Source organism: Candidatus Omnitrophota bacterium (assembly GCA_016929445.1).
GTDB lineage: Bacteria > Omnitrophota > Gorgyraeia > JAFGIU01 > JAFGIU01 > JAFGIU01.
The window spans coordinates 1-5,602 of the sequence record JAFGIU010000067.1 but is presented as its reverse complement, the minus strand read 5'-3'; the positions used below and the strand labels follow the sequence as shown (position 1 = coordinate 5,602).

The window sequence follows — 5,602 nt, the reverse complement described above, 5'->3', positions numbered from 1 at the left end:
TGCAAGGATTAACGCCGGAAGAATTCTTAGAACAACAAGATCTGGAACTCTCCTTACAACCGGCTTAAAATCGGGGTCGGGTCACGGATCCTGAATGATCCAATCCGCCGTCAGGAATCTCCCCAACTCCGGATTGTAGTAGCGCGCATTGTAATAGTACAGCTCGCTTTCAGTGTCATGGTGCTGATCGGTAAAGTAGTAGCCTTCCTCATCCGAAGACTGCTGGTGGGTGTTAAACTCCCCGTAGGGCCGGTAATCGGCCTTGTCCGCCAACAGACCCGCTGCATTGGTCTTGACACTTGTGCTGCCCAAATGATCCTGATGGATGAAGGTTGCAGTTCCATCCGTCACCGTTGCTACCCGATCCCCATTCACAAAGATGTGATGACGAATCGTGCCGGTCGTATCCTCCTCGTACAGCTCTCCCACATAATCTGTGGTAATCCCACCGCTCGTCTTGCGGATCCGGCTGCCTTCTTCGTCGTACTTATAAGTGGTCACCACAGAGTTCTGGGTGTACTGCTTCAGCCGGTTCTCAATATCGTATACAAAGGATCGGCTGATCCCCCCGCCATTGTGCGTGAGCATGTTCCCATTATTGTCGTATGAAAGAGTATCTGCTCCATAGCTGGTCACCGCATGAACATGGTTGGCATCGTTGTAGTATGAAGTCACCCCGGCCTTGGTCGTCATATTGCCATGAGCGTCATACCCATAGCTCAGTGTCTGGAATGTCTGCCCTGGTCCGTAGTTCCCTTGAGCCGACTTCAGACGATCTAACTCATCATATCCGAACTGCTTGACCTCTGAGGTAAGGCTATCTGTGATGGTCTCGACATTCCCATTGTCGTAGTAGGCGTAGCTCAGATTTTGAATGACTGTTTGAGCACTGTCTTGGGTAAGGATATTTTGAAGCCGCAGGTTGGCGTCATAGGTGTAATCCGTAACCACCCCGTTGCCGTAGGTGATCTGCTCCACTTGGCCCGCAGCTGTATACAGAATCTCCTCCACATACACCTGTTTTGCCCTGGCCACGACCCGGTAAAAGCCTGAAGTCGCCAGGTGAAGAGAGTTCCCCTATCGAGGTGGTTTCAATGCCCGTCAGAGAACCCGCAACCTGCCCCGAGCTGCTGGACGAATATGGGATGGCTGTGACAAGAGGCGCCCCCGAATGGCCAGCCAGCTGTGCTGGAGTGGGTTCTGATTTGGGCTGTGAAGCCCCTGGGCGCCGCACTTGGACTTCAGGGAGTATCAAAGCACCCGGTGAAGTTTGTTGAGGCCCTGACAACGCGTCTTTTGATTTGAGGAGGCTCCCCTTTGCAGCTGGTGCAGCCTTTGGCTCCAATGCTCCCCGGACAGTCGAAGGAATCTCTTGTGCCTGAGCAACAGCGCACATAAACAAGAAGCAAAGCAAACCCAGTGTAAATCCTAGTCGAACGGACAACCGGAGCATCTTCTCCCCCTTTATCTAAAATGGCTCGGTAAGTACAAGCGAAGAACCCGATTATGAGTCTCCCTCCAAAAAACCTATCACTCACAACTCTTTTGTCAATAGTACGTTATGTAATATCCTTGTATTGAAATACTTATTCGGAATTTGGGCAAAAGCTAGCCTTTTGTAACCCTTAGAAAACGCAATGCAAGATTTCTTACATGGGGTGTGGACTCTCGGGAAAGGGCCAGCTTAATTTAATGTTCCCTTTGGTCAGTTGTAATTTGGGCTGGATTGTCAGAAACGAATTGGAGTTGCGGATTTCCAAGGATGTCTATTTCTATGGCCGGCTCTGAGTGCTCCTGGGCGGGACCCCAGAGGATCACAAGGAAGCCCAATTTTACGGTCCCCGAAACTTGTCAGTTTTGATCCTTGTTCCCGGATTTTTGCACTTCGAGATCAGAGCGGCTATGAACCCCCTGTCGAAGCTCCATGAAGCCCTTTTCCAGCTTGTCCACCCCAACCAATACACTCAGCACCAAAAGAGTCACCATTAAGGCGGCAGAGTACTGGCTCATCCCCACCATGGCCCCGATCGCAGCCAATATCCAGATAACGCTGGCTGAAGTGACCCCGACCACACCTCCTTCTTTATTGAACATGACTCCGGCTCCGAGAAAGCCGATGCCGGTGACGACTTGGCCCAAAATGCGGAGTGGATCTGCATCAGGGCCCGCAAAAGCCATGCCCAGCCAAACATAAATGTAGGTCCCTAAACAAATCAAGGTGCTGGTGCGCACGCCGGCCGGCTTTCCACGGACTTGCCGGTCCAACCCGATCAGGGTACCGCAAATCATGGCTGTCATCGCGCCCATCCAAAACTTCACGGACAAAGGATCCAGCACCAAGGACTGCGGAGCAACAAATTCCCTAAATACGCTTGTCACGTCTATCCTCCAGTTCTAAGAAACTTCAAACCATGAACGAACTTTACTTTCCTCAAAAAAATACCAATAGCAAAGCTTCATCAAGATCAAAGCAGCCGCCAGATGAGCAACTAATTTCAAAATCACACTACCGGTAGCGGTGGTGCCTGGCGCGGAAACTGATTGAGCAAACACAAGAGCATATCCGGCGGCCGGCAAAGCCACAACCGCCCGCCTCGGCCATTTCTTCTTGAACAGGAGTCCAAATCCGATAAGAATCCCCACCGGGCCTGAGACAGCCGCAGCAATGCCTGTCCACACGCCGAGGGCAGAGTTGGTTCGCAGCAATGAAACCGGGCAAGCAATGGCCAGACCGCCGAGAAGAAAATAGACAGTCAGCACCTTCAATCCGCCCGGCATGGACTTAAAGTGAACAGGCATTCAAAGACGCCTTTCTTATCAGGGGACACAATGTGTCAGTTGGACCGGCCCTATTGTGGCCCCGGACCTAACGTGTCAAGCTTCAGACAAAGCCATGTGCAAGAGCTCGGTCAAGCCGATCTTTGATCTTCCTCTCCATTGCCGATCAAGGATAAGGACCTTCCTTGGGAATGAATACATCGATCTTTCAAGCAGTTTCGTTTCCGTATGCAGAGCTCGCCACGGAGCCGCCGATATAGTAGGAAACACCGAGTTGTTCGAAAGCGATTTCATAGCAGCCAAGCGCCTTCTCACACTCATCCTGCGCAAACATTCAATCTGGTATCTTCCGGCCTCCGGATGGGTATCCTTCATTAGGCTCCTCGCTCAGGGTGAACGCAGATATTATACACTTCTGACCTGTGTCCGGCGGACCGCGAGGGCCCAAGGAGAACTGTTAGCTCGCAAAGGCGCGGCAGAAGCCAACTCCGAAGCTCCCTGCGAAGACGGGAGCGAAGTATGGCCGGGCTTTTGGGAGGCGTATAGAACTTGGTTGCAGAAAAATACAGGCAGAACAAGGCTTCCGAAAATTGCCGGATTTCGGCTTGCACTCCAGAACCTACTGCCTGTTCTGACAGCAAGACCTTCTCTCAACAATAAATGCCGTTCGTAAGTTTATCTTTCCAACCGCTCGGCAACCCATACTTTGATGATGGACTGTCTCGGAACGCCCAGACGCTTGGCTTCTCTGTCCAGACAATGAATCATCCATACAGGAAAATCCACGTTAACACGCTTCTGCTCTTGCCCGCCCCGTTTGGCTTGAGCTAGATCCAGAAACTTCGTGACATCTTCTCCTTGGTCAAACTTTTTGTCAAAATCCTTAGCTTTCATAGATTCTCACCTCCTCCAGTCTCGACGGACGAACCGAAATGATCCGGACGCTGTTCTCGCGATAGGTAATTACCGCTGACCAATAGTCGTCTGCAATCTTAGCGATCACCAAGGATCGAGGCTCATCCATCGGCCTTGCCGGGATTTCGATCAGATCGGGATCATCCCATAACTGCTGCGCATCCTCGAAATCAATGCCGTGCTTCTTCTTGTTGGGAGCGCTTTTTTCAGGATCAAATTCGAATTCCATAACACAAAAAGTATACCATATTGGGACTATTTTGGTATATGGATGGTGGCAACTGAGAGGGGCAAAGTGAGACTGATCGCAACCTATTATAACGAGATGACTTATGAAGAATGGTCGGGGTGAGAGGATTTGAACCTCCGGCCTCTTCGTCCCGAACGAAGCGCGCTACCAAGCTGCGCTACACCCCGAAACCATGAATGGACACAGATTGCCGCGCCTCGCATGCGGCTCGGCTCGCAATGACGGAGCCGGGCCCTCGATGCCGACGCGGGCTCTCGGCGGAAAAACTATACTTTATCGGCTCCCCTGCGCGGGGTCAAGCTCGGCCTGTGCCCCGGCTTCCCGCGCGCTGACGTATTGGTGCACATAGCGGGCCAGCATGTCGATTTCCAGGTTCACGGCCTCCCCCGGTTTGAGCGTGCCCAGGGTGGTGCGCTCAAGGGTCTCGGGGATCAAGTACACCTCGAACTCCCGCTCCCGCACCGGGCCCACGGTCAGGCTGATGCCGTCCAGGGCCACGGAGCCCTTGGGCACGAGCATGCGCACGTGCTCCGGATCCGCCTCAAAGCTCATGACCAGGAAGGAGCCCTCCTCCTGGGTGCCGATCATCCGGGCCATGCAATCCACGTGGCCGAAGACCATATGGCCGCCCATTTTGTCGCCCAGCTCCAGAGAGCGCTCCAGGTTAATGGGCGCGCCGGACTTAAGGGCGCCCAAGGTCGTGCAGCGCAGGGTCTCAGGCAAAAGGTCAAAGGAAATCACATCGTCCTCTATCCCGGCCACGGTCAGGCACACGCCGTTATTGGCAATGCTCTCGCCGCCCTCGATGGGTGTGTCCCAATCGCCCACACGCACCTTGAGCACAGCACCGTGCTCCTTTTGAATGAGTTCCTCGACCTTTCCCTGATGCAGGATGATTCCTGTAAACATTCTCGCGTTTCTCCTTAGCCCGGATATTGAACCCGGCCTTCAATCAGCCAGTCCTTGCCCACTCGTTTAAGTTTGGTGTCCCTAAGCTGCGGGACTCGAGCCAGCGTTTCAAATCCCCTCCCGCTCACGGCGCCCTTGGCCTTCTCACCGCCGATGAGAACCGGGGCCACAAAGCTCTTCCATTCATCAATAACCCGGGCGCGCAGGCCTGAATAAAGTATCTCTCCCCCGCCCTCCATCAACACGCGTTGAACATTGCGCTCCGACAACCGGTGCAGCAAATCTTTCAGGCTGACACGGCCTTGGTCTGCGCGGCAAAGCAGAATCTCTGCCCCGGCAGCTTCCAACCGTTTTCTGCGAGCCCCAGCAGCCGCCCGGGTTGCGGCAACCAGGACCGGCGCTTTGGACCGGAACATCCTGGCATTGACCGGGGTTCGCAATTTGCTGTCCACCACCACCCGCAAAGGCTGCTTTCCTTTATAGCCTTTGAGCCGGCAACGCAGATCCGGATCATCAGCCAACGCGGTTTGCACCCCGATCATCACGGCATCGCACCGGCTGCGCATGCGGTGCACCTCCTCAAGCGCTTCAGGCCCGCTAATCCACTGAGATTCTCCGGTGACCGTAGCAATTCGTCCGTCCAGACTGTGGGCTGCCTTGGCAATAACCCAAGGCCGTTTCTCTTTCATGCGCACAAAAAACTCTTCATTGAGCGCCTCGGCCTGAGCGCGCAGCACCCCCGTGCGCACT

7 protein-coding genes and 1 tRNA gene are annotated in these 5,602 nt (G+C 53.9%); all 8 read right to left on the bottom strand.

What is annotated here, in order from left to right; all coding sequences use genetic code 11:
- Positions 1 to 81: 81 nt before the first annotated feature.
- The gene (locus JW937_06065; protein ID MBN1586974.1) at positions 82 to 1,035 is read right to left on the bottom strand and encodes a hypothetical protein; all 954 of its coding nucleotides are present in this window, start codon (positions 1,033 to 1,035) and stop codon (positions 82 to 84) included.
- Between the two features lie 816 nt (positions 1,036 to 1,851).
- Positions 1,852 to 2,307: an MgtC/SapB family protein gene (locus JW937_06060; GenBank protein MBN1586973.1), complete on the bottom strand. Its 456-nt coding sequence runs from the start codon at positions 2,305 to 2,307 to the stop codon at positions 1,852 to 1,854.
- Positions 2,308 to 2,394: 87 nt separating this feature from the next.
- Positions 2,395 to 2,799, bottom strand: coding sequence for a hypothetical protein (locus tag JW937_06055; GenBank protein MBN1586972.1), 405 nt, complete (start codon positions 2,797 to 2,799; stop codon positions 2,395 to 2,397).
- Between the two features lie 654 nt (positions 2,800 to 3,453).
- Positions 3,454 to 3,672: a CopG family transcriptional regulator gene (locus JW937_06050; protein MBN1586971.1), complete on the bottom strand. Its 219-nt coding sequence runs from the start codon at positions 3,670 to 3,672 to the stop codon at positions 3,454 to 3,456.
- Complete coding sequence (locus JW937_06045) at positions 3,662 to 3,922, bottom strand: BrnT family toxin (protein ID MBN1586970.1); 261 nt, start codon at positions 3,920 to 3,922, stop codon at positions 3,662 to 3,664. The genes JW937_06050 and JW937_06045 overlap by 11 nt, the downstream gene beginning before the upstream one ends.
- Positions 3,923 to 4,033: 111 nt before the next feature.
- Positions 4,034 to 4,110 (bottom strand) — tRNA-Pro (locus JW937_06040).
- A gap of 106 nt (positions 4,111 to 4,216) precedes the next feature.
- Positions 4,217 to 4,852, bottom strand: coding sequence for a riboflavin synthase (locus tag JW937_06035; GenBank protein MBN1586969.1), 636 nt, complete (start codon positions 4,850 to 4,852; stop codon positions 4,217 to 4,219).
- 14 nt (positions 4,853 to 4,866) lie between these two features.
- The coding region (gene ribD, locus JW937_06030; protein ID MBN1586968.1) for a bifunctional diaminohydroxyphosphoribosylaminopyrimidine deaminase/5-amino-6-(5-phosphoribosylamino)uracil reductase RibD at positions 4,867 to 5,602 on the bottom strand (736 nt) is incomplete at its 5' end.

What these genes read in the sequence shown, in the direction of transcription:
- JW937_06035 (MBN1586969.1), bottom strand. Translation starts at nt 4,852, where the DNA reads ATGTTTACAGGAATCATCCTGCATCAGGGAAAGGTCGAGGAACTCATT.
- JW937_06045 (MBN1586970.1), bottom strand. Translation starts at nt 3,922, where the DNA reads ATGGAATTCGAATTTGATCCTGAAAAAAGCGCTCCCAACAAGAAGAAG.
- JW937_06060 (MBN1586973.1), bottom strand. Translation starts at nt 2,307, where the DNA reads ATGGGCGCGATGACAGCCATGATTTGCGGTACCCTGATCGGGTTGGAC.
- JW937_06055 (MBN1586972.1), bottom strand. Translation starts at nt 2,799, where the DNA reads ATGCCTGTTCACTTTAAGTCCATGCCGGGCGGATTGAAGGTGCTGACT.
- JW937_06050 (MBN1586971.1), bottom strand. Translation starts at nt 3,672, where the DNA reads ATGAAAGCTAAGGATTTTGACAAAAAGTTTGACCAAGGAGAAGATGTC.